The following is a 19,398-nucleotide window of genomic DNA, read 5'->3' as shown; positions in this document are numbered from 1 at the left end:
CTTAAATCCTGGCTTTTTATTTTTTATCGGCATATAATAAAAAGAAATGCGAAGAAGGGCGGAAAAGCGGCCGCAAATGAAAAGGAGCACTATGGGCAGGGGGGAATATTTCGGACAAAAAGTAGTCATGCTGGCCGTATTATTTCTTATGGCGGCCTGGCCGGCGCGCGTCTGCGCGCAAGCGCCTGACGTCAACAAGAACCCCGTCATTATTTCGGATAGGCAGGCCATTGCTATCGATCGCAGATTACTGGCAGCGGCCAAGAAAGCCAATAACCCCCAGGCGGTCAAGCTTGCCAAAGAGAGACTGAGCCAGGATACCGCCCGGTTGAAGAGAGACCTGGCGTCCATCAAAAGGGAATATCGCGCCATCCGGACCAAAAAGACTGAAACGAAGAAGGAGAGCGCAGGCGGCGAAGCGACGCAGGAGGATAAGGATCTTGAGGATTCTTCGGAAAAGTAGGCGTGGTGAGCCGGTTTTTTAAAAGCCGCCAAAGGGAATAGCTTTAACCGAAATTATGGTGTTGCAGGAGGAGATGGTATGAAAGTAAAAATAGCGATAGGTATGGTTTTTTTGGGGTTTCTTCTGGTGTTGTCTTTCCAGGATTTGATGGCGGCCGCAGGCGAAGGGAAGCTGGCGCAGGATTTTACGTTGGTATCGACAGCAGGACGGACGGTTTCGCTTTCCGATTACAAGGACAAAAAGAACGTCATCATCATGTTCTGGAAGACGAACGGCCTTTATTGTCCGTTCGAGCTCAATAATCTCAAGGAGAGATATCAGAAATTGGAGAAGGAGGGTTTTGAGGTCCTGGCCGTGAACAAGAAGGAAGCGGCCGCCAAGGTCGCAAGTTTCGCCGGCAAGCAAGGCCTTCCTTTCCCTGTCCTCTTGGATGAGGATGGGAAAATCTGCGACATTTACGATATCGGCGGTGTCCCCGTCTTTTTGATCATCAACAAAGAGGGCGTCATCACGTGGCGCGGTTACAGATTTCCCGAAAGATACGCGGAGCTGACGAGTTTATGAGGAGGGTTTTTGGAGAGGCTTTTCGACAAAAAATAAAACGGTTGTTTTTCGTAAAAATATTTTTCCGGCATTCCTCTCCTTGTAAAATAATTATTTTTTCTTTTTTATCACCCCTTGAAAATCCTGCGTTTCTTGTGTTAAATTTGCAGTAGATAGCGAAACAAGATATTAGACAGGGGGAGAAACTACTAGAGGGCAGGCTATGCCCGGTAATCTATAACAGATTTCTCCCCTTGTCCTTTTTTTGCCAGGTCAAATCCTCTGGAATTTCGTAACTACTTCCATTACAAAGAGTTAAATACATATTCATTGGCGCTGTCGCGCATGGCGGAGCCATCAGTTTGCCGCCAAAAGGCCCGCCGTTTTGTCCCTTTTGGAATTCCCCCTTATTTTTCCCAGGTGTCGTGATATAATAGCGCTGTGGAAATCCTGTCTTTCGTCAGGAAGAACCTTTTTTGGATACTTTTGGGGTTGCTGGTCGTTTCTTTTTTCGGCCGCAACAACTATAAGGGTGTCGTTGGCATTGCCGCCGAGGCCCTCCAGGACCCCATCCAGACACCCCTCCCGGTATCCCCGCCTATTACCTTCAGGGCCAACGGTTATGCCTATGAGCTTGAGCCGCTGTATCATTACGAGATCAACGCCATGCTCGTGCACAAGCTTAATTACCGGACGTTCAGTATTTATAATTTCGATAAGGTGTTTCCTTTTGACCTTTGTCTGATCTGGGGAGACAACCTTTCGAAAAAGTCATATCGGGCCAACACTTTGTCTTTTTCTCAGGACTGTCGGTTCTGCTGGGCGCAGTGGAGAGAGTCTCTGCCGTTCAATCTGAACCAGCTTTCCAACAATCATCTCTTGATGAACAGCAGGAAATTTGAGAGGATCATCGGTTTTCTGGTTTATGGGGACCAGATCAAGATCACGGGAAAGCTGGTGAACGTCAAGGCCCGCAAGCTTGGTGCCGGCGGCGATTGGGATTCACCGGCCGAAGTCAGCTGGCATACGAGCACCAGCCGCACAGACAGCGGCGCCGGGGCCTGTGAGGTTATTTTCGTCGAAGACATCAGGATCCTCAAGGCCGCCAATGTGTTCTGGCGGTCGGTTTTCCTTGTCAGCCTTGCCGGTGTCCTTGGGCTGATTGCCTTGAATCTTGTCCGGTTTTTTTCAAGGGCCGGCCGCACGCCGAAATTCGAAGAGTGATCTTGCGGGGTATCGGGCACAAGGAGGTCGTTCCGCCGGAGGCGGAGGGAAATCGAGGCAAGACTCCTCGCGTAAACATCTCGAAAATATCTGTCTGCGACCAGTCCTCACAGAGTTCGGACGGGTTCCGCAGAAAGCGGAATACTGGCCTTTCTGATAAGGCCAGGTGCATCCAGATATTTTCAAGATACGCCGCCGCAGAAAGCGGCGCACCGGCCCATCCGATGGGGCCGGGTGATCGGAGTCATCCCGCCAGAGGCGGAGGGAAACGAGAGAGAGGACCCCTTGCCTAATCGGCTTGTTCATTTTGTTCATATGCGCCAGAGGCACTCACAAAATGAACGGCGCAGGCTGCGGGGTTATCCCACCGGAGGTGGGATAAGGAGGTGGGTATGTGGCGATTGCTTTATTGTTTTCCCGCATTGTATCTTTTTTCAGCGTTGAGTCTTATCGTCGGCCTTTTCATTTACCTTAAACCGGACAAGGCCATCCAGTTCCAGATCGCTTTCTATCGGCGGATCAACTGGAATATGCAGCCTGTTTCCATGCAGAAAGAGGTGCGTAACACGAAGGCGATGGGATTGTTTCTTGTGGTTGCCGCCATGGCTGCGATCATCGCTATACTGCTGAAAAGCCGCTTATAACGGTTCAGCCGCGGATGCATGCTGTTTTAAGGCTTTAGATAAGATCCTGCATGGTATGAGCTGCGCACGTAAGGCGCGCTTTCGACATGGAGGAAGCCCAGAGAGAGGGCGATCCGGCAGTACTCTTCAAACATTCCGGGGGGGAGATATTCCTTGACCTCGGTATTTTTTTTGTCCGGTCTCAGATATTGCCCCAGCGCCAGAAAGTCGCAATCCACGCTTTTTAAGTCACGGAATGCCTCCGTGACTTCACTCTGCGTTTCTCCCAACCCCAGCATGAGGGCTGTTTTTGTTTTGAGGCGTGCGTTTTTCTTTTTAGCCGAGGCGAGGACGTCGAGGGAACGCCTGTAATCCGCCCCTGGCCTCAGGTGATAAAGGCGGCGGACAGTCTCCAGATTATGCCCGAAGATGTCGGGCGTGTTGGCGGCAACGGCGGCGACGGCATCCCTGTTTCCCTGGAAGTCCGGCACGAGGACTTCAATGGTGGGTTGCGATGAGATTTGTCGCAGCATCTTTATGGTCTGCGCAAAGTGGCCGGCGCCGCCATCGGCAAGATCGTCGCGCGTGACGCTGGTGACAACGACGTGGCGCAATCCCATCTCTCGGGCGCATGCGGCGACACGTTGAGGTTCCGTTGGGTCAAGGGGTTCCGGGGCGGTACCTTTGGCGACATGGCAAAAGGCGCAGGAACGGGTGCATACTTTTCCCAAGATGAGGAATGTCGTATGCCGGTTCTTGTAGCATTCGGAGATGTTGGGGCAGCGCGCTTCGCGGCAGACGGTATTGAGACCGCGGCGGGCCAGCAGTTCGGCCGTCTCTTTGCTGCCCGAGAATTCTATCTTTTTTTTAAGCCATGGCGGCCTGCGTTCGATAGGCATGGATGGTTTCTGTCATTGGGTCGATTCTTTTGAGATTCCAGCCGGCCCCGGCGTACTTGTTGTCTTTCAGGAGAGCGGCTATTTTTTCTTCCTTCCGGTCCAGCCTTGAATCCAGGAAATCGGCACAGAAGTGGGATTTAAAAGCCGATACGACGGCTTCCGATGTTTCATGTCCGCCGATACGCCGTTTCAGAAGGGTGCTTAAATCTGCGACATCCGGCAAGGGGTGCCGCAGGCAGGGTTCCGGCCGGCGGCGATCGAAGCTTAGAGGGATCGAACCGTGTTGGAGGATGATGTTTTTGGAGCGTTTTTGCGCGCTGCCCCCGAGTTTCCTGCCGTCGATGAGGATATCGTATTCTTCGTTACGGCTCGAACATAAGTCTGCGATTTTGTGATCCATGCCGTGAACGCCGCTGTCTCCGGCAAAGCAGGCTTCTAGGCCGAGGATCCGGTAGGCTTCTATCAGAAAGGACGTAATTCTTCCGTAGGATGCCTTGACGCCGCGCGTCTCCAATCCCAGGTCTTCGGTCGAGGCTACAATGCAGTAAGTCAGTTCATCGTTATGAAAAAGGGCGCCGCCCCCCGTGGGCCGGCGTACCATGGCCGTGCCGCAGGCCTCAAGGGCCTTGAAGTTGAAAAGTGCTGCGGGGTCCTGAGAAACGCCAAAGGAGAATGCGGCGGGTCTCCAACCATAGAGGCGCAGGATCGGCAGGCTGCCGTTTTGCCTGTAGGAGAAAAAAAGCGCTTCGTCGACGGCCATGTTCGTGGCTGCGTCGGCATATCCGGACGTGATCAGGCGGAAGGTTTTCATGGGTTTAGAGCTTTGCGGGGTAGCGAGCGCATGGGTTTGCCGGGGATCGAGTTAAGAGATGTTTTTTCGTTGGTCCGTCAACCTAAGCCGGTTGCCTCTTTTAGATAGAGGCGCAATTCATTTCGCGTGCGGCCTTGGTTTCATCGAGCCTGGCGACAGGCGTGGTGAGAGGCGCTTTTTTAAGGGCTTCCGGATTTTCTTTGGCCAGGCAGGCGGCGCGGACCATGCAGTCGATAAAATGATCCAGGGTTTCTTTGGATTCCGTCTCCGTCGGTTCGATCATAAGGGCTTCTTTGACGATGAGGGGAAAGTAGATCGTCGGCGGATGGAAGCCGCAGTCGATGAGATATTTGGCGATATCAAGCGCATGGACGCCGTGCGCGGTCTGGGGGGCGGCAGACAAGACACATTCGTGCATGCAACGCGAGGCCGCCGTGTCATAGTGGTCTTTAAGCCTGGCCAGGACATAGTTGGCGTTGAGGACCGCATGCCGGGCCGTGCGGATGAGCCCTTCGCGTCCCAAGTAGAGGATATAGGCATAGGCCTTCAGGATCACCAGGAAATTGCCGTAAAAATGGGCCAGATAGCCGATGGAGTCCGGATGGTTATAGTCTAGGGCAAACGTGCCGTCATGGTTCTTTTTTACCCGCGAGACAGGGAGGAATTTCTCCAGTTTGTTCTTGACGCCTACCGGACCTGCCCCAGGCCCCCCGCCGCCGTGCGGCGTTGAGAATGTCTTGTGAAGGTTGAGATGGATGACGTCAAATCCCAGGTCGCCCGGCCGGCAATGCCCCAGGATTGCATTGAGGTTGGCGCCGTCGTAATACATGAGGGCGTCGACCTTATGGGCAAGGCGCGCGATTTCATCGATCTGGTTTTCAAAGAGTCCCAGCGTGTTGGGGCAGGTCATCATGATCGCTGCCACATCGTCGTTGAGCTTTTCTTCGAGGGCCGCCAGGTCCATCGTGCCGTCGGCATTGGATGGAGTGTTGATGATCTCGTAGCCGGCGATCGCTGCGCTGGCCGGATTGGTGCCGTGCGCGGAATCCGGGATGATGACATATCTACGTTTTCTCTTTTTGGCACGGTGGTAGGCGGCGATGAGCATGACGCCCGTCAGCTCCCCGTGGGCGCCGGCCGCCGGCTGCAGGGTGAAGTGGTCCATGCCGGTGATTTCGCAGAGCAAGCATTCCGTTTCATAAAGGACTTCGAGCGCGCCCTGGACGCGGGCGGCGCCTCCTTTAAGCTGCGGCAGGATGGGGTGGAGCCTGCAGAATCCTTCTAGGCGGCTTAAATCTTCGGTGAACTTCGGGTTGTATTTCATGGTGCAGGAGCCGAGAGGATAAAAATTAGTATCGACCGAGAAATTCAACCGCGAAAGGTTTGTGAAGTGGCGCACGACATCGAGTTCCGAGACTTCCGGCAGCTCGCAGGCGGACCTGCGCAGAAATTTTGCATCCGGCGCCTTGGCCTGAGGCACGTCGGCGCAAGAGAAGCGCGTGCAACGTCTTCCGGGCCGGCTTTTGTCGAAGATCATTTCCATAGGACCGACTCCAGTGTTTTGGCGTAATGCGCGAGATCTTTCTTTCTGTATTTCTCTGTGACGGCAACGGTCATATAGCTTTCCATGCCTTTGTAATAGCGGCCCAGCGGAAATCCTGCGGCGATGCCGCGTTCCAGCATGGCGGCGATAACGGCATGTGGGTCTTTAGGCAAGACCACTGTGAATTCATTGAACGTCGGCGAGCTGCGCTTGACCTCGACGCCCTTGATTTTCGAAAGCAGGTTCTTGAGGTGCTCGGCATTGTGGTAATTCAGGGCTGCCAGCTCCGCCAACCCCTCTTTGCCGATGCAGGAAAGATAGATACAGGCGCGCAGGGCGCAGAGTGCTTCGTTGGAACAAATGTTGGATGTCGCCTTTTCCCTGCGGATATGCTGTTCTCTGGCCTGGAGCGTCAGGACAAAGCCTGTTTTGCCGTTCGTATCGACGGCGCGGCCGACGATGCGGCCCGGCATCTTGCGCGCCAGCTCTTTTTTGACCGCCATGAAGCCCAGATAAGGCCCTCCGAACGCCAGGGGGAGTCCCAGGCTTTGGCCTTCGCCGGTCGCGATGTCAAAGCCGCATTCCGCCGGCGTCTTGAGCATTCCCAGACTGATGGGATAGACGGAGGCGATGGCCAGTGCGCCGCAGGCATGGGCATCGGCAACGATATCTCCATGGTCGTCGATGGCGCCGAAGAAGTTCGGGTTTTGCAGGATGACACAGGCGATCTTGTCGTTCAAGTGTTCTTTGATTTTGGAGCGGTCTGTCTGGCCGTGGACGACGGGGATCTCGACGAATTCGATCTCCAGGTTTTTGGTGTAGCAGGTGAGCATGGTGCGGTAGATGGGCGAGACCGCGTTGTCGACGAGGACGCGGTTGCGTCCCGTGGCCCGCCGCGCCATCATCATGGCCTCGTAGAGGGCGGTGCCCCCATCATAGAGAGAGGCGTTGGCGATCTCCATACCGGTGAGGCGACAGATCGCGCTTTGGTATTCGTAGATCGCCTGCAGGGTTCCTTGAGAACATTCAGGCTGGTAGGGGGTGTAGGCCGTATAGAATTCACTCCGGGAGCTGAGATGGTCGACGACGGCGGGGATCTCGTGGTCATAGAATCCGGCGCCGATAAAGCAGAGGAGGTCCTTGGCGTTTTTGTCCGCGAGGTTCTTTATCCTGGATGCGACCTCGAACTCGGAAAGCCCCTCCGGGAGATTGAACGAACGCGGCCGCTGTTCTTTCTTGATGACGTCAAAGAGGGCCTCGATGTTCGGCGCGCCGATGGCATCGAGCATCTCTCGGCTATCGCGTTCCGTGTTGGCGATATAATCGGGCATAGGGGCTATAATCCTTCGACATAGGCCTTGTAGGCGGCCGGGTCCAGCAAATTCTTGGTTTCCTGGGGATCTGCAAGGTTGATCTTGGCGATCCATCCTTTGGCGTAGCAGTCTTGGTTGACGAGGCCGGGATCGGCATTGAGCGTGTCGTTCGCTTCGGCGATCATCCCCGAGACGGGCGCGTAGATGTCCGAGGCCGCCTTAACGGATTCAATGGTCGCCATCAGCTGAAATTGTTTGACGCCCTGGCCTTTTTTGGGCAACTCGACGAACGTGACGTCGCCCAAGGCATGCTGGGCATAATCCGTAATGCCGGCTGTGGCTGTTGCTCCTTCGATCTTGACCCATTCATGTTCTTTCGTAAAATAAAGTCCGTCCGGGATGTTCATGGCGTGCTCCTTATCGTTTAAGGGATGTGTGCTTCACGAACGGTTTGTCCGTGATCACGGCCTCGATTTTTATTTTGTCGTCTCCGACGCAAATATCCAGTCCGCGCGCCGCAGGGGCATTATCAAGGAATCCCATGCCGATGCCGCAGTTCAAATGCGGAGAGAAGGTGCCGCTGGTCACAAGTCCTTTTTTCTCGCCGTCGATGAAGATATGATGTTCATGCCGGGGAGAGCGGCGTGAGAGCGCGCGCAGATAGACGCGCCGGCGCGACACGCCCGTTTTCTTTTTGAATGTCAGCGCGTCCCTGCCGATGAAATCTTTTTTGAAGTCGACGAATTTTTCGAGGCCCGCCTCAAGGGGGGTTGTTTCTTCGTCGATGTCCTGGCCGTAGAGGCTGTAGCCCATTTCCAGACGCAGGACGTCGCGGGCACCGAGGCCCGCAGGCTTGACGCGCGGGTCGTCCAGAAGCTTTTTCCAGAGCGCCGGGATCTCTTGTGAGGGGAGATAAAGCTCATAGCCCAGCTCTCCGGTGTATCCTGTGCGGCTGACGAGGCCCGGCCTGCCCAAAACTTCGGTTTCCAAAAACGTGTAATAGCCGAGATTTGCCGCCTTTGGCGCGATCGTTTTGATGATATCGCGCGAGAGGGGGCCCTGCAGGTCTATCTTGCCGGTTTCGGCAGAGACGTCGCGGAATTCCGTACCGGGCTTCAGGTGTGCCTGGAAATGCTTTTTGTCTTTTTCAATGGTAGCGGCATTGACGACGATCATCCAGTCCGCCGGCCCCTTGCGGTAGACGATCAGGTCGTCCAAGACTCCGCCTTTTTCGTTGAGGATGGAGCCGTAGCGGCAGCTTCCCGTCGGCATATCGCACAGCCGCGCCGTGACGAGGCGTTCCAGGCCGCAGGTCTGCGGGTCTCCTTTGAGGAGAAATTCGCCCATGTGGCAGATGTCGAAACAGCTCACCGCAGACCGCGTATGCAGGGTCTCGGCGATGATGCCTTCATATTGGATAGGCATGTTCCAGCCGGCAAAGGGGGCCATGCGTGCGCCGCGGACGATATGGTCGGCTGTGAGGGGGGTTGAGAGGATTGAATTCATGGTTATTTACACCTGGCCCAATTGGATGGGCCAGTGCGCCGCTTTCTGCGGCAATAAAAAAGCCTGGTTACGAAAACCCAGGCTCACGATTTTCTTTCAAATACGCTTCCTCATGGTTGATTCCATGTCGCCAGAAGCTTTTGTTACCAAGTTGTATCTGTATTATATCAAAGACCGGGGGGTTGGCAAATAAAAAATCTTTTCACAGGCTTGGCATTGTTTGCTATGATAGGACAACGAAACGCAGAATTTCTTTTCAGAAAAGGAGTCTTGATCTATGCCTCAGGTCCAATTGAATGTCCGCCTGTTGGAAATGTCGCAGCATCCCGTGGCCCTGATCTACGCCGCCTGCCGTCAGTGTTATTCTCCTCGTTTTGCCGGCGAGCTGTTCGACGAGAAGGAGGAGGACCCGAAGAAGCAGGCGGCGTTCATCCGCAAGGTCGTCGCCTCGGGACACGAAAGTCCGCTGGAGCACGTGAAATTCACCTTCGCGATCGAAGGCGTGTCGCGCGCGCTGACGCACCAGCTGGTACGCCACAGGATCGCTTCTTTTTCCCAGCAGAGCCAGCGTTATGTGAAAGAGACAAATTTCGATTATGTCATCCCGCCCTCCATCGAGCAGGATGCGTCTCTGAAAGCGGAATTTCTCAAGACCATGGAGATGATCCAGTCGAGCTATAACAGGCTGCTGGAGGCCTTCAATAAAAAAGGCAAGGTGGGGCAGAACGCCAACCAGGACGTGCGCTTTGTCCTGCCCCAGGCGGCGGAGACCAAGATCGTCGTTACCATGAATTGCCGCGAGCTGATCCATTTTTTCCATCAGCGCTGTTGTCAACGCGCGCAGTGGGAGATCAAGCGGCTGGGCGACGAGATGCTCAAGATCTGCCGCCAGAAGCTGCCGGAGGTCTTTGTCGACGCGGGGGCCAAGTGCGACGCCTTGGGATATTGCCCAGAAGGGGAGGCCTTTTCCTGCGGTAAATATCCGCTGAAGGAAAAAGTGATCGGGAAACGCAAATAAATCTTTAGAGGAAGGACCCGCGTTTTTCCTGTTTCTTAAAAAACGAGGTTACGTATGGATTGGAAGATATTTCTGGCGACATTCAGCGCTATCTTTTTTGCCGAGATGGCGGACAAGACCCAGATGGTCGGCCTGACCATGGCTGCAAAATCCCAGAGGCCCTGGGTGGTCTGGCTGGGTTCTGTCAGCGCCTACATCGTGGTGACGGCGATCTCCGTCTTTTTGGGGGCTATTTTGTCGCGGTTCCTTAAACCCGAATGGCTGAAGATGGCGGGCGGCTTTATTTTTGTGGTCATGGGTATTCTTTTGTTCTTCGATAAGATATGATGCGCATACGGACCCGTTTTTCTTCTTTATATTCCCTCTTCTATGGATGTGTCTGTGCCGGCCTGGCGCTGATTTTGTCCTCCTGCGCGACTGTTCCTCCGTCGACAGAGATGGTCTACAAGCCCGTTTTCGAGGCCGGCCCGCGTCAGGACCTGTATCATGTCATCGGCCCTGCGGAGACGGTTTACCGTATCGGCCGGATGTATGATGTTCCTGCGGACGCCATCTTGAGAGCCAATCACATCACCGACCCGCGCAGCCTCAAGATCGGCCAGAAGATTCTGATCCCCGGCGCCGCGCCTCTGCGGCCTGTTATTCCTCTGTTTAAGTCGTCGAAGTGGAAATATATCGTGATCCATCACAGCGTGACCGATGACGGCGATGCGACGTCCCTCGACAGAATCCACCGCCGCCGCGGGTTCGACAGAGGTTTGGGATACGATTTTGTGATCGATAACGGCACCAGGACGCGGCGGGACGGACAGATCGAGGCTTCGCCACGCTGGATCAAACAGATGGACGGCGCGCACTGCAAGGCCGGGGGCATGAACCAATGCGGCATCGGCATCTGTCTTGTCGGCGACTTCACACACGAGCAGCCCACAAAGGCGCAGATGGATTCCCTCGTTCTGCTCGTCGAGACCCTGAGGAATTATTATCGCATACCGTTGTCGCGCGTCATCCGGCACAAGGACGCTTCCGGCGCCAGGACCGAGTGTCCCGGCAACAGCTTCCCGTGGCATGAATTCAAAGAGCGGCTCAGGAAAGGCGAGTAACGAAGGGCGCTGGTCGGACGAATAAGTCCGACCGTTTAGCGCGGCCGCCGAGAATTTCCAAGATGTTTTATTTAGGTCGGTGAGGCGGCCCGGTGGCGCGCGCCTGTCTTGGACTGTCTCGCCTTCGGCAGGGCAAGGCCAGACAGGCAGGCGCCTAAACCAAGCTAAAGATGTCGAGAGAAAAGCCATGAAGTCTCCCAGGATCGCTTTTTTCGATACCAAGCCTTACGACAGGAAATTCTTCGACGCGGCCGGAAAAAAATTCGGTTTTCCTGTCACCTATTTTGAAGAGCATCTCGGTCCCGGGACGACGGCTTTGACGCGGGGCTTCGATACGGTCTGTATCTTTGTCAACGACGTCGTCAATGCCGACGTCATCAAGGCGCTCCATCGGAACGGCGTCCGTCTCATCGCCCTGCGGGCCTCGGGATATAACAACGTGGATTTCAGGGCGGCATTCGGCAAAATCCATGTCGTGCGCGTGCCGGCTTATTCGCCGCATGCCGTCGCAGAGCATGCCGTGGCGTTGATGCTGGCCTTGAACCGCAAGACACATCGGGCGTATCACAGGACCCGCGACAACAATTTTTCCATTCAGGGGCTTTTGGGATTCGACATGTTCGGCAAGACCGCGGGCGTCATCGGCACGGGCGCGATCGGCCGGGAGCTCATCCGGATCCTTAAAGGCTTCGGGATGCATGTCTTGGCTTATGACCCCGGTCCGGACGAGGCTTTTGCTGCGGAAGCGGGATTTTCCTATACGGATCTCAAGACCCTCTATAAAAAATCCGACGTCATCTCACTGCATTGTCCCCTGACCCGGCAGACATACCGTATGATCAACGCCAAAACTATCCAGACGATGAAGACAGGCGTCATGATCGTCAATACGGGCCGCGGCAAGCTGATCGATACCCGGGCCTTGATCGAGGCGCTCAAAAACAAAAAAGTCGGCTACGCGGGCCTCGATGTTTATGAAGAAGAGAACGAATATTTCTTCGAGGATTTCTCTTCGGATGTGATTTCGGACGACGTCCTGGCGAGACTGCTGACGTTTCCCAATGTCCTGGTGACGGCGCACCAGGGGTTTTTTACGCAGGAGGCCCTGACGAATATCGCCCGCACCACCTTACAGAATATCGATGATTTCGTGCGTGGTCGCCTTCTGACGCATGAGATCTGTTATCGTTGTTCCAGGAAGGTCTGCGTTAAAAAAACAAAAGGGAAGTGCTTCTAGGAGAAGACGGAATGCTTAGACATGTGATTGAATTGAAAGAAGACGTCGCCTACGCGTCTCAGGCCGTCGTCAGCAAGACCCTCGTCGATAAAGCGGCGGGGACCATGACGCTTTTTGCTTTTGATGCCGGGCAGAATCTAAGCGAGCATACGGCGCCTTTCGATGCCGTTGTCCAGGTCCTGGAGGGGCAGGCCAGGCTTTTGATCGGCGACGACGAAGTCGTGGCGTCGGCCGGAGGTCTCGTCATCATGCCGGCAGGCGTGCCTCACGCGGTATTTGCCAAAGAGCGCTTCAAGATGCTCTTGACGATGATCAGGGAATAGGATTACGCGGTTAAATTTCTAATAACCGATGCTGAAGGAATTTCTAATCCTTCACAGGCATCCCCGGCTTTAACCTGTGGGATGCCCGTCCCTAAAGATCGGCGGGTCCGCCTAAGCAGTGGTGGCGGGCGCTTGAAAATTTTTGCCAGGACTCGGCCAGCGAAGCTGGCCAGTCCGCAAAAACTTTTTTCGCAGGCCCGGAGTTGATTTTGCGCCGCAGAAAGCGGCGCACCGCCACAGAAGGTGGCGCACTTGCCAGTCCAATGAGGCAAGGTGCGGCCCTTTCCGATAGGGCCAGGTGCAAGGAATAGAAACCTTGTTATAGGCAAAATCAAGGAGACGCATGAAATCTTATTATTTTGCTTTGTTGACGGCTCTCGTCTGGGGTTTGGTGCCGGTTTTTGAAAAGATGGGGTTGTCGCGGCTGACGCCTGCGGCGGGCATCTTTGTCCGGTGCCTGGCGGTTTCTTCGGGAGCGATCGTTCTTCTCGTCGCGCGGCCTCAAATCCTGTCCGAGCTGGCGCATACGCCTTTGCGCAACATCGGCCTGATCGTCTTTGGCGGTTTTACCGCTAATTTTATCGGCCAGTTGTTGTTTTACAACGCGCTTAAAGGCGGCGATGTGTCCCGGGTCACTCCTATTGCAGGGGCCTATCCTTTGATCGCTTTTCTTATGGGGATCCTTGTCTTGGGAGAGGCATTGACGACGGCGAAGATGTTCGGGATCGGCTTCGTCCTTTTGGGGGTATTTTTGTTGCGATGAAAAATGATGCGAAAGCCCTGATTTACCGCGGCCGCGTCTTTGACCTCGTTCGGTGCCTGAGGAGGCTGCCGGATGGCCGTATGACAGACGTAGAGGTGATCGAGCATCCGGGGGCGGCCCTGATCGTTCCGTTCCTGGACAGGGATCGCGTGATCTTGCTCAGGCAGTTCAGGCCTGCCGTCGACACCTGGCTTTATGAGTTCCCTGCCGGCACGCGGGAAGGCCGCGAATCGCTCCTGGATTGCGCGCGCCGGGAGATCCAGGAAGAGACGGGATATGCCGCGTCCAGGATTTCTCTTTTGGGAAGGATTTATCCGGTTCCCGGTTACGCAACGGAAAGGATATCCATTTATAAAGCCGAGGGGCTCAAGGTCTCCCCCAGGGCCAAAGACCGGGATGAAGTCTTCGACTCAAAGATTTTTACGAGGCGCCAGATGCGGGAGCTTTGGCGGCGCGGCAAGATCCTGGATGCCAAGACGATCTGCGCGCTGGCCTTTTGCGGCTGGTTTTAAAAAGGACCGGCGGCATCCATAACATTTATTGAAAACCATGAAGATTTATTTCCATTCGGAGCGTTTTCAGCTTGGCGGTTGGCCGCAGAGGGTGGCGGCTTTTTTTATCATGCTGGGGGGCCTGGCGTTTTTGGCCGGCGGCCTTCTTCTGGTGGCCCTTTTGGTGCGATGGGCATTTGCGCAAGGGATCTTCTTCGGCTTTGTGTTCCTTTTCCTTGTTTTCCCCCTGATCGGTCGTTTTCTCTTTTTCCTCTTTTTGATCGGTCTGCCTGCTTTCTTGTCCTGGTTTTTTTCCTTGGGGAGCCCCAAGCGGGAGCCAAAAGATGACGATGTGATTGACGTTCCACACAAAATAGTAAAATGATGTAAATTATTATTTTACATATACTTAAGTTTGTTTATAGACAGATGCCCCCAGCGGCATCTTTTTTTATAGTTTTTTGCAACGAAGGTCCCTAATGGGATTGACTCTTGTCCTGAACTCTGCTATAGTAAGCCCCGTTAAGAGAATTGATTTTGAGAGAAATAAATGCCTGGTTATAGGCAAAAGAAGGAATAAACGTTACTCCTCGCCTAAGCGCTCGGAAATTTTCCACCAGGGGGGCTTCGCCACCCGGTGTAAAATTTCTCTCGCAGGCTCGGAGTTAATTTTGCAAGGGATAGAAACCCTGTTATAGACAAAATTAAGGAATAAGCGTTTACCCCTTGCCTAAACGCTTGAAAATTTTTGCCAGGATGGGTCGGCAAAAATTTTCTTCGCAGACTCGGGGTTGATTTTGCGCCGCAGAAAGCGGCGTACTGGCCCTTTCCGATAGGGCCAGGTGTAAGGAAAAGTTACCCTGTTATAGGCAAAATCAAGGAATAGACGTTACTCCTCGCCTAAGCGCTCGGAAATTTTCCACCAGGGTGGGCCGGTGTAAAATTTCTCTCGCAGGCTTGGAGTTAATTTTGCAAGGGATAGAAACTCTGTTATAGACAAAATTAAGAGGTGACGCATGATCGAACGCTATTGTCTGCCGAAGATGGCCAAGGTGTGGAGCGAAGAACACAAGTTCGATATCATGCTGGCTGTCGAGCTCTGTGTGTGCGAAGCTTGGCAAAAGCTGGGGCGCATTCCCAAAAAGTCCATCGCTGCCATCAAGGCCAAGGCCAAGATCGACATCCAGAAGATCAAGGAGATCGAAGAGAAGACCAAGCATGATGTCGTCGCCTTTGTCAATAACCTTTCCGAGAGTCTCGGGACGGACGCCAAATATATCCACATGGGGCTGACATCCAACGATGTGTTGGATACGACCCTGGCCCTGCAGATGCGGGATGCTTTTAATATCCTTATCGAAGACGTGGAGAGATTGCTGCCGATCCTGGCGAAAACAGCCAAAAAATATAAAGAGACCCCCTGCATCGGCCGGACGCACGGCGTGCACGCCGAACCGACGACCTTCGGTCTTAAAGTAGCCCTCTGGCACGACGAGATGAAGAGGAATCTCGAACGGCTACGGGCCACGCAGCACGGCATTGCCGTCGGCAAGCTTTCGGGGACCATCGGTACGTATTCCAACATCGAACCCGAGGTCGAAGAATATGTCTGTTCCAAACTGGGCCTCGGGGTTTCTTACGGCTCCACGCAGGTTGTCCCGCGCGACCGTCATGCCGCCTGCCTCATGAGCGTGGCGATGACAGGATCTTCTCTGGAGAAGTTTGCCATCGAGATCCGGCATCTGAGCCGCACCGAGGTCCAGGAAGCCGAGGAGCCGTTCGGTAAACACCAGAAAGGGTCTTCGGCCATGCCGCACAAGCGTAACCCCGTCATCTGCGAGCGGATTTGCGGTTTGAGCCGCCTCCTGCGCGCCAATGCCATGGCCGGCCTTGAGAATATCGCCCTGTGGCATGAGCGCGACATCAGCCATTCGTCGGTGGAGCGCGTGGTCCTGCCGGATTCGACGATCGCCTTGGACTATGTCCTCAATCTTTTTATCGAGGTGGCTGAGGGGCTCGATGTGTATCCTAAGAACATGCTCGTCAATCTGGGGCGGACCAACGGTCTGATCTATTCCCAGTGCGTGCTTCTGGCGTTGATGAAAAAAGGCCTGAGCCGGCCGGTGGCTTACGATATCGTCCAGAAGAATGCGTTTACGTCGCGTTCGCTCAACAGGGATTTTAAGGGCGTCCTATTGAGCGATCCGAAGGTCAAGCGTCACCTGAGCACCGGTGAGATCGAAGCGTGCTTCGACATCAGGTATTATCTGCGGCACATCAACAGGATCTTCAAGAACCTGGGTTTGTGACAGGCCGGATGGTCTACCGTTTTTGTCTCTGTTTGAGAGTACATTCTTGTGTGCGCCGGTTGTTTTGACCGGTATTCCACACGAAAAGTTCGGATGGAAACAGGGGATGGCCTTCGGAGGACCGTTGCGCCTGCGTTGGCCCCGTTAGAGACAGGCCTCGCCAAGAAATTCAATTTTTTTCAGATTGTTCGGAACCCGCTTATAGCGTTGGCCATATGTTAGGGCGAAACGGCGTCTCTGACAGGATTGATTTTTGTCGTTTTTTCTGCTATAGTAAATCTTCCGTTTTTCTCGAAAAAAAGGTCCTTCCACAATGTACTGGCGCGTAGAAATCAAGGAAAAAGAGGGGGTTTTCAGCGGTTTCTGTGAAGGCCTTCTGGCGGATATCGCCCACCTCGGGTATCAAGGCGTCACAGACGTCCGTCTCCACCACATCTATTTTCTCGTCGGGTCGCCGACAGAGACGGAAGCCCGGCGCATCGCCGCAGAGCTCCTGACCGACCAGGTCATTGAGGATTTCGAGGTCTATGCGCAGGACCAGACCCCTTTGACCCCCGCAGGATATACCCCTTTGCAGATTATTTATAATCCCGGCGTCATGGAGCCCGTGGAAGAATCCACGTTGAGGGGTATCCGTGATCTGGGGATCTCAAGCGTGAATGCCGTCCGCACGGCCAAGAGGTATTTTTTCAAAGGGACGGTGGGCCGCCGGGACCTCATGTCCATAGCCGAGAAGCTCCTCTACAATAAATTGATCCAATCCGTTCTGCCGGAAGACCAGCACAGCCTGCGCGATTTTTCGAATATCCCCGATTATGCGTTTTCCCTTAAGATCGTCGATATCGTGGATCTTTGCGATAAGGAACTGGAGCGCTTGAGCCGCACGGGCCAGCTTTATCTTAATATCGAGGAGATGCGCGCGATCCAGCGCCATTTCCGTTTGCTCAAGCGCAATCCCACGGACTGCGAGCTCGAGACCCTGGCGCAGACTTGGTCGGAGCATTGCGTCCACAAGACGTTCCGCGGCCGGATCGATTACCGCGAGAAGGCGAGCGGTTCCTGCCATGTCAGGAAGATCGGCAGCCGTGTCATCCCGAACCTTCTCAAAGAGACGATCGTGAAGGCGACGCAGCAGCTCAAAAAGCCCTATTGTGTTTCTGTTTTTAAGGACAACTCCGGTGTCATCCGTTTTGACGACCGCTTCAATCTTTGTTTCAAGGTCGAGACCCACAATCATCCCTCGGCCTTGGAGCCATATGGAGGCGCTAACACCGGTATCGGCGGCGTCATCCGCGATCCCCTCGGGACGGGTCTGGGGGCCAAGCCCATTTTGAACACTGACGTTTTCTGTTTCGGGCCCCTGGATTATCCGGCACAAAAGCTTCCTCAGGGGGCTTTGGCTCCCCGCCGCGTCATGAAAGGCGTGGTCAGCGGTGTCCGGGATTACGGCAACAGGATGGGGATTCCGACGGCCAACGGCGCGGTCCTTTTTGACGAGCGTTTTGTCGGCAATCCTCTGGTGTATTGCGGGACAGTCGGCATCCTGCCTAAAGACAGATCTTTCAAGAAGGTCTCTGCCGGCGAGGTGATCGTTGTCGTCGGCGGCAGGACCGGCCGTGACGGCATCCACGGCGCAACATTCTCCTCGGGCGAGCTGACGCACGAGTCCGAAAGCCTGTCTTCCGGGGCTGTCCAGATCGGCAATGCGATCACCGAAAAGAAGGTGCTCGATGTTCTCCTTCTGGCGCGTGATGAAGGGCTTTATGAGGCGATTACGGATTGCGGCGCCGGCGGCTTGTCCAGCGCCATTGGGGAGATGGGCGCGGAGTGCGGGGCGCGCGTCATGCTGGAGAAAGTGCCTTTGAAGTATCACGGGTTGAGTTATACCGAGATATGGATCTCCGAGGCCCAGGAGCGGATGGTTTTGGCTGTCGCCAAAGACAAGGTCGAGAGGCTCGTCGATCTCTTCCGCCGGCAGGATGTGGAGGCGACCGTTATCGGGGAATTCACGGATTCAGGCCGGCTTGAGCTTTTCTATGACGGACACAAGGTATGCGATCTGGACATGGCCTTCGTGCACGATGGCCTGCCGCGCACGACCAAACGCGCCTCCTGGCAGGCGCCGCGCATCAAAGAGAAAGCGCGCCGTCCCAAAAAAGACCTTACACAGGATTTGCTGGGGCTTTTGTCCATGCCCAATATCGCCTCCAAGGAATGGGTCATCCGTCAGTATGACCACGAGGTGCAGGGCGGTACGGTGGTCAAACCCCTCGTCGGCGCCGCCAATGACGGGCCGTCGGATGCCTGTGTCATTAAACCGCGTTTCGATTCTCTGCGCGGATTTGCAGTTTCCAACGGCATTAATTTTAAATATGGCGACCTGGATCCTTACTGGATGGCGGCCGGATGCATCGATGAGGCCTTGCGGCAGTTAGTGGCCGTCGGATGCCCCCTCGATGAAGTGGCGATCCTGGATAATTTCTGCTGGGGGAATCCCGATAAGCCGGACCGGCTGGGCGCCCTTGTGCGCGCCGCCTACGGATGTTATGACGCGGCCAAGGCCTTCGGCGTTCCATTCATCTCCGGCAAGGACAGTTTTTACAATGAATTCACGCATGGCAAAAGGACCATCGCGATCCCCGGGACGCTCTTGATTTCGGCGATAGGCGTCATGGCCGATGTCGGCCGCTGTGTCACGATGGATCTCAAGACGCCAGGAAACCTGATTTATGTCGTCGGAGAGACGCGGCCGGAGCTCGGCGGTTCGCATTATTACGAGCGGATCAAGGCCAGGGGCGGCCAGGTGCCCGTGGTCGATTTTGCCGGGGCGCGCAGGCTCATGCACCGTCTGGCGGCGGCCTCGGCCAAGGGGTTCGTGTGTTCCATCCATGACTGCTCCGAAGGCGGCCTGGGCGTTGCGTTGGCGGAGATGTGCCTGGCCGGCGGCCTGGGCGCAAATCTTTTCTTGAGCGACGTTGTTTGGAGCGGCCGTCAGAAGCGCAACGATTCCATTCTTTTTTCCGAGTCCCACTCGCGTTTTATCGTTGAAGTCGAGCGTCAGCACGGCAAGGTCTTTGAGCGCGCCCTCAAGGGTTCTATCTTTCGTCTGGCCGGCTGTGTCACCGAACATCCGGTCTTGAAGATTTTCGGGCTCAAGGGTGAAGGGTGCGTAGAAACTCCCGTGGTTTCTCTGAAAGCGGCCTGGCAGGAGCCTTTGAAATCCGTTTGA

20 protein-coding genes are annotated in these 19,398 nt (G+C 54.9%); 14 read left to right on the top strand and 6 right to left on the bottom strand.

All coding sequences use genetic code 11. The annotated features are described in order from the left end of the window. The first annotated feature begins 76 nt into the window (after positions 1-76). The 4 genes from BU251_RS07205 to BU251_RS07190 all read left to right on the top strand — a co-directional run bounded on the left by BU251_RS07205 (position 77) and on the right by BU251_RS07190 (position 2,874). Positions 77-463, top strand: coding sequence for a hypothetical protein (locus BU251_RS07205; RefSeq protein WP_128700392.1), 387 nt, complete (start codon positions 77-79; stop codon positions 461-463). A gap of 78 nt (positions 464-541) precedes the next feature. Next, a complete protein-coding gene (locus BU251_RS07200) occupies positions 542-1,027 on the top strand; it encodes a peroxiredoxin family protein (protein WP_128700390.1) in 486 nt (161 codons plus the stop codon). Positions 1,028-1,447: 420 nt separating this feature from the next. Beyond that, on the top strand, positions 1,448-2,230 hold the full coding sequence (locus tag BU251_RS07195) for a hypothetical protein (RefSeq protein WP_128700388.1): 783 nt from the start codon (positions 1,448-1,450) through the stop codon (positions 2,228-2,230). Positions 2,231-2,622: 392 nt separating this feature from the next. Next, positions 2,623-2,874 carry a hypothetical protein gene (locus BU251_RS07190; RefSeq protein ID WP_128700386.1) on the top strand — a complete coding sequence of 84 codons (252 nt, stop codon included), beginning with the start codon at positions 2,623-2,625 and terminating at the stop codon, positions 2,872-2,874. Positions 2,875-2,900: 26 nt separating this feature from the next. On the opposite strand, the gene lipA is transcribed toward BU251_RS07190, so the two are convergent. From lipA to gcvT, 6 genes are all read right to left on the bottom strand, one after another. Beyond that, positions 2,901-3,752 carry a lipoyl synthase gene (gene lipA, locus BU251_RS07185; RefSeq protein ID WP_128700384.1) on the bottom strand — a complete coding sequence of 284 codons (852 nt, stop codon included), beginning with the start codon at positions 3,750-3,752 and terminating at the stop codon, positions 2,901-2,903. Continuing rightward, positions 3,721-4,563, bottom strand: a complete 843-nt coding sequence (locus tag BU251_RS07180; protein ID WP_128700382.1) for a lipoate--protein ligase family protein — start codon at positions 4,561-4,563, stop codon at positions 3,721-3,723. Before BU251_RS07180 ends, lipA begins: the two co-directional genes overlap by 32 nt. 100 nt (positions 4,564-4,663) lie before the next feature. After that, on the bottom strand, positions 4,664-6,106 hold the full coding sequence (gcvPB, locus tag BU251_RS07175; RefSeq protein ID WP_128700380.1) for an aminomethyl-transferring glycine dehydrogenase subunit GcvPB: 1,443 nt from the start codon (positions 6,104-6,106) through the stop codon (positions 4,664-4,666). After that, positions 6,097-7,437 (bottom strand): aminomethyl-transferring glycine dehydrogenase subunit GcvPA, encoded by a 1,341-nt coding sequence (gene gcvPA / locus BU251_RS07170; RefSeq protein ID WP_128700378.1) that lies wholly within the window; start codon positions 7,435-7,437, stop codon positions 6,097-6,099. The genes gcvPB and gcvPA overlap by 10 nt, the downstream gene beginning before the upstream one ends. Positions 7,438-7,442: 5 nt before the next feature. Then, a complete protein-coding gene (gene gcvH, locus BU251_RS07165; RefSeq protein WP_128700376.1) occupies positions 7,443-7,826 on the bottom strand; it encodes a glycine cleavage system protein GcvH in 384 nt (127 codons plus the stop codon). 10 nt (positions 7,827-7,836) lie between these two features. Next, positions 7,837-8,925: a glycine cleavage system aminomethyltransferase GcvT gene (gene gcvT / locus BU251_RS07160; RefSeq protein ID WP_128700375.1), complete on the bottom strand. Its 1,089-nt coding sequence runs from the start codon at positions 8,923-8,925 to the stop codon at positions 7,837-7,839. Between the two features lie 277 nt (positions 8,926-9,202). On the opposite strand from gcvT, the gene thyX reads away from it, so the two are divergent. From thyX to purL, 10 genes are all read left to right on the top strand, one after another. Beyond that, positions 9,203-9,943: an FAD-dependent thymidylate synthase gene (gene thyX / locus BU251_RS07155; RefSeq protein WP_128700373.1), complete on the top strand. Its 741-nt coding sequence runs from the start codon at positions 9,203-9,205 to the stop codon at positions 9,941-9,943. Positions 9,944-9,997: 54 nt separating this feature from the next. Beyond that, entirely contained in the window at positions 9,998-10,270 is a 273-nt protein-coding gene (locus tag BU251_RS07150) for a TMEM165/GDT1 family protein (RefSeq protein ID WP_128700371.1), read from the top strand. Continuing rightward, on the top strand, positions 10,267-11,046 hold the full coding sequence (locus BU251_RS07145; RefSeq protein WP_128700369.1) for an N-acetylmuramoyl-L-alanine amidase: 780 nt from the start codon (positions 10,267-10,269) through the stop codon (positions 11,044-11,046). The genes BU251_RS07150 and BU251_RS07145 overlap by 4 nt, the downstream gene beginning before the upstream one ends. A 187-nt stretch (positions 11,047-11,233) precedes the next feature. Continuing rightward, entirely contained in the window at positions 11,234-12,283 is a 1,050-nt protein-coding gene (locus tag BU251_RS07140) for a 2-hydroxyacid dehydrogenase (protein ID WP_128700367.1), read from the top strand. 11 nt (positions 12,284-12,294) lie between these two features. After that, entirely contained in the window at positions 12,295-12,606 is a 312-nt protein-coding gene (locus BU251_RS07135; protein ID WP_128700365.1) for a cupin domain-containing protein, read from the top strand. A 343-nt stretch (positions 12,607-12,949) separates the two neighbouring features. Further along, positions 12,950-13,369 carry an EamA family transporter gene (locus BU251_RS07130; RefSeq protein ID WP_128700364.1) on the top strand — a complete coding sequence of 140 codons (420 nt, stop codon included), beginning with the start codon at positions 12,950-12,952 and terminating at the stop codon, positions 13,367-13,369. After that, positions 13,366-13,881 carry an NUDIX hydrolase gene (locus BU251_RS07125; RefSeq protein ID WP_128700362.1) on the top strand — a complete coding sequence of 172 codons (516 nt, stop codon included), beginning with the start codon at positions 13,366-13,368 and terminating at the stop codon, positions 13,879-13,881. The genes BU251_RS07130 and BU251_RS07125 overlap by 4 nt, the downstream gene beginning before the upstream one ends. Before the next feature lie 37 nt (positions 13,882-13,918). Then, the gene (locus tag BU251_RS07120) at positions 13,919-14,245 is read left to right on the top strand and encodes a hypothetical protein (RefSeq protein ID WP_128700360.1); all 327 of its coding nucleotides are present in this window, start codon (positions 13,919-13,921) and stop codon (positions 14,243-14,245) included. A 631-nt stretch (positions 14,246-14,876) separates the two neighbouring features. Then, positions 14,877-16,169 (top strand): adenylosuccinate lyase, encoded by a 1,293-nt coding sequence (gene purB / locus BU251_RS07115; RefSeq protein WP_128700358.1) that lies wholly within the window; start codon positions 14,877-14,879, stop codon positions 16,167-16,169. 313 nt (positions 16,170-16,482) lie between these two features. After that, a complete protein-coding gene (gene purL, locus BU251_RS07110) occupies positions 16,483-19,398 on the top strand; it encodes a phosphoribosylformylglycinamidine synthase subunit PurL (RefSeq protein WP_128700356.1) in 2,916 nt (971 codons plus the stop codon).

Origin of the sequence: Candidatus Velamenicoccus archaeovorus, assembly GCF_004102945.1 — a bacterium.
GTDB lineage: Bacteria > Omnitrophota > Gorgyraeia > Velamenicoccales > Velamenicoccaceae > Velamenicoccus > Velamenicoccus archaeovorus.
This window is presented reverse-complemented; position numbering and strand designations above follow the sequence as displayed.

What these genes read in the sequence shown, in the direction of transcription:
- gcvPB (WP_128700380.1), bottom strand. Translation starts at nt 6,106, where the DNA reads ATGGAAATGATCTTCGACAAAAGCCGGCCCGGAAGACGTTGCACGCGC.
- BU251_RS07150 (WP_128700371.1), top strand. Translation starts at nt 9,998, where the DNA reads ATGGATTGGAAGATATTTCTGGCGACATTCAGCGCTATCTTTTTTGCC.
- lipA (WP_128700384.1), bottom strand. Translation starts at nt 3,752, where the DNA reads ATGCCTATCGAACGCAGGCCGCCATGGCTTAAAAAAAAGATAGAATTC.
- BU251_RS07125 (WP_128700362.1), top strand. Translation starts at nt 13,366, where the DNA reads ATGAAAAATGATGCGAAAGCCCTGATTTACCGCGGCCGCGTCTTTGAC.
- gcvT (WP_128700375.1), bottom strand. Translation starts at nt 8,925, where the DNA reads ATGAATTCAATCCTCTCAACCCCCCTCACAGCCGACCATATCGTCCGC.
- BU251_RS07120 (WP_128700360.1), top strand. Translation starts at nt 13,919, where the DNA reads ATGAAGATTTATTTCCATTCGGAGCGTTTTCAGCTTGGCGGTTGGCCG.
- BU251_RS07190 (WP_128700386.1), top strand. Translation starts at nt 2,623, where the DNA reads ATGTGGCGATTGCTTTATTGTTTTCCCGCATTGTATCTTTTTTCAGCG.
- BU251_RS07135 (WP_128700365.1), top strand. Translation starts at nt 12,295, where the DNA reads ATGCTTAGACATGTGATTGAATTGAAAGAAGACGTCGCCTACGCGTCT.
- BU251_RS07145 (WP_128700369.1), top strand. Translation starts at nt 10,267, where the DNA reads ATGATGCGCATACGGACCCGTTTTTCTTCTTTATATTCCCTCTTCTAT.
- thyX (WP_128700373.1), top strand. Translation starts at nt 9,203, where the DNA reads ATGCCTCAGGTCCAATTGAATGTCCGCCTGTTGGAAATGTCGCAGCAT.
- BU251_RS07200 (WP_128700390.1), top strand. Translation starts at nt 542, where the DNA reads ATGAAAGTAAAAATAGCGATAGGTATGGTTTTTTTGGGGTTTCTTCTG.
- purB (WP_128700358.1), top strand. Translation starts at nt 14,877, where the DNA reads ATGATCGAACGCTATTGTCTGCCGAAGATGGCCAAGGTGTGGAGCGAA.
- gcvH (WP_128700376.1), bottom strand. Translation starts at nt 7,826, where the DNA reads ATGAACATCCCGGACGGACTTTATTTTACGAAAGAACATGAATGGGTC.
- BU251_RS07130 (WP_128700364.1), top strand. Translation starts at nt 12,950, where the DNA reads ATGAAATCTTATTATTTTGCTTTGTTGACGGCTCTCGTCTGGGGTTTG.
- BU251_RS07205 (WP_128700392.1), top strand. Translation starts at nt 77, where the DNA reads ATGAAAAGGAGCACTATGGGCAGGGGGGAATATTTCGGACAAAAAGTA.
- purL (WP_128700356.1), top strand. Translation starts at nt 16,483, where the DNA reads ATGTACTGGCGCGTAGAAATCAAGGAAAAAGAGGGGGTTTTCAGCGGT.
- gcvPA (WP_128700378.1), bottom strand. Translation starts at nt 7,437, where the DNA reads ATGCCCGATTATATCGCCAACACGGAACGCGATAGCCGAGAGATGCTC.
- BU251_RS07140 (WP_128700367.1), top strand. Translation starts at nt 11,234, where the DNA reads ATGAAGTCTCCCAGGATCGCTTTTTTCGATACCAAGCCTTACGACAGG.
- BU251_RS07180 (WP_128700382.1), bottom strand. Translation starts at nt 4,563, where the DNA reads ATGAAAACCTTCCGCCTGATCACGTCCGGATATGCCGACGCAGCCACG.